The organism is Polaromonas sp. P3_C2 (assembly GCF_056402675.1).
Map to the genome: position 1 here is coordinate 1 of NZ_JBFUGX010000667.1, position 2,184 is coordinate 2,184.

At 62.6% G+C, this 2,184-nt stretch carries 2 protein-coding genes; one reads left to right on the top strand and one right to left on the bottom strand.

All coding sequences use genetic code 11. From position 1 onward, the window contains the following. Positions 1–1,236: sigma 54-interacting transcriptional regulator (locus AC1DWI_RS20475; RefSeq protein WP_477725608.1), on the top strand; the 1,236-nt coding region annotated here is incomplete at its 5' end. Between the two features lie 228 nt (positions 1,237–1,464). Here AC1DWI_RS20475 and xth read toward each other — a convergent pair. After that, positions 1,465–2,184 (bottom strand): exodeoxyribonuclease III (gene xth / locus AC1DWI_RS20480; RefSeq protein ID WP_477725609.1); only part of this gene is annotated, 720 nt, incomplete at its 5' end.

Below are 2,184 nucleotides of genomic sequence, written 5' to 3' on the forward strand. Positions count from 1 at the left end.
TTCCAGGGCGGCGCCTTTGAATACCTGCCCAAGCCGTTTGACCTGCCAAAGGCGGTAGAACTCATTCGCCGCGCAGTGGAAGAAAGCCAGCGCGAAGAGGTGGCTGAAGAGCGCATGGCCTCCGCGCCCGAAATGCTTGGCCAGGCGCCGGCCATGCAGGACGTTTTCCGCGCCATCGGACGGCTGAGCCAGAGCATGGTGACTGTGATGATCACCGGTGAGTCCGGTTCAGGCAAGGAATTGGTGGCGCGTGCGCTGCACAAGCATTCGCCCCGCGCCAACGGGCCCTTTGTGGCCATTAATACCGCGGCCATCCCCAAGGATTTGTTGGAGAGCGAACTGTTCGGCCATGAGCGCGGCGCGTTCACCGGCGCGCAGACCATGCGGCGCGGCCGCTTTGAACAAGCTGAGGGCGGTACGCTCTTCCTCGATGAAATCGGCGACATGCCGTTTGACTTGCAGACGCGCCTTTTGCGTGTGCTGAGCGACGGCCATTTCTACCGCGTCGGCGGGCACAACGCCGTCAAGGCCAACGTGCGTGTGATCGCCGCTACCCACCAGGACCTGGAGCAGCGCGTCAAGGAAGGCGGCTTCCGCGAGGATTTGTTCCACCGCCTCAACGTGATCCGCCTGCGCCTGCCCGCACTGCGCGAGCGGCGCGAGGATGTCTTCATGCTGACACGCCACTTCCTGCAGCAAAGCGCCAAGCAGCTCGGTGTGGAGCCCAAGCGGATTTCCGACACGGCGCTGCAGCAGCTCAGCAACTTTGGTTTCCCCGGCAATGTGCGCCAGCTTGAAAACATTTGCCACTGGCTCACCGTTATGGCACCGGCGCAGGTGATTGAGCCCAAGGATCTTCCACCCGAAGTGCTGGGCATTGTTCCCGAATCGGGCAGAAACCCGGTTTTTGCCGAGAAGGCTGGGGTGGCCAAAGTGGAGTGGTCGGCAGGCGCCGCGGAGAAAATTCCTGCCAGCCATGGGGCTGAAGCGGCCGTACCGGTTCCGCCGGTCTCTGGCCCTGAACAGAGCTGGGAAAGTGGTCTTGAAGCAGAAGCTCTGGCGTTGCTGGCGACCGGTCGCAGCGACGTGTGGGATGTGCTGACCCGGCGTTTTGAATCCAAGCTGATCCAGACCGCACTGGTCAATACACGCGGGCGCCGCATTGAGGCGGCTCAAAAGTTGGGCATAGGCCGCAACACTATCACGCGCAAGATTCAGGAACTCAATCTGGAGTAGATGGAGCCCCCACGCTCCCCCACTGCGTGTGGGTCGCTGCCCCCCGAGGGGGCCGCCCGCCTGYGGCCCGGCAAAGCCGGTTCCACGGCTCATGCTGGCTTGAAGAGTTCAGTGGCGTGACCAGCGGGGATTTTCACCAGCGGAGGCCGCGGGACTGGCTTTGCCAGACCGCTGGCCTCGCCCCCTGAAAGGGGGGAACGGGCTACACGCAGTGAGCCTGGACGGGGGTTAGCTCAATTCCAGGGTCACCGGCGCGTGGTCGCTGGGCTTTTCCCATTTGCGCGGTACGCGGTCTATGGTGCAGCCTTTGACTTGCGGCTTCAGGGCGTCGCTGACCAGGATGTGGTCGATGCGCAGGCCACGGTTCTTCTGGTAACCGAGCATGCGGTAGTCCCACCATGAAAAGCTTTTGGGCGGCTGCTCGAACATGCGGAAACTGTCGGTCAGGCCCAGCGCCACCAGCTGGCGGAAATGCTCACGCTCTTCCTTCGTGTGGTGAATGGTGTCGCGCAAGCCCTCCGGGTCGAACGAATCCTGGTCTTCCGGTGTGATGTTGAAGTCGCCCAGCAACACCAGTTGTGGGTGGGCTGCCATCTCCGCGCGCACATAAGCCTGCAGACCTCCCAGCCAGCGCATCTTGTAGGCGAACTTTTCGCTGCCGGGCTCCTGCCCATTGACGAAATAGCCGTTCAGCACCCGGATGGGGCCCGCAGGGCCGTCCACCGTGGCGGCAATAACGCGTGAGTGCTCGTCCTCAAAACCGACAATATTTTTCACCACGTCGCGCAGCGGCGTGCGCGAAAGGATCGCCACGCCGTTGTAGGTTTTCTGGCCGAATGCGGCGGCCTCATAGCCGGCGGCCTTGAGCGCTTCCAGCGGGAACTTGTCGTCCGTCATCTTGAGCTCTTGCAGGCACAACACATCGACTGGATTGGCCGCAAGCGAGTT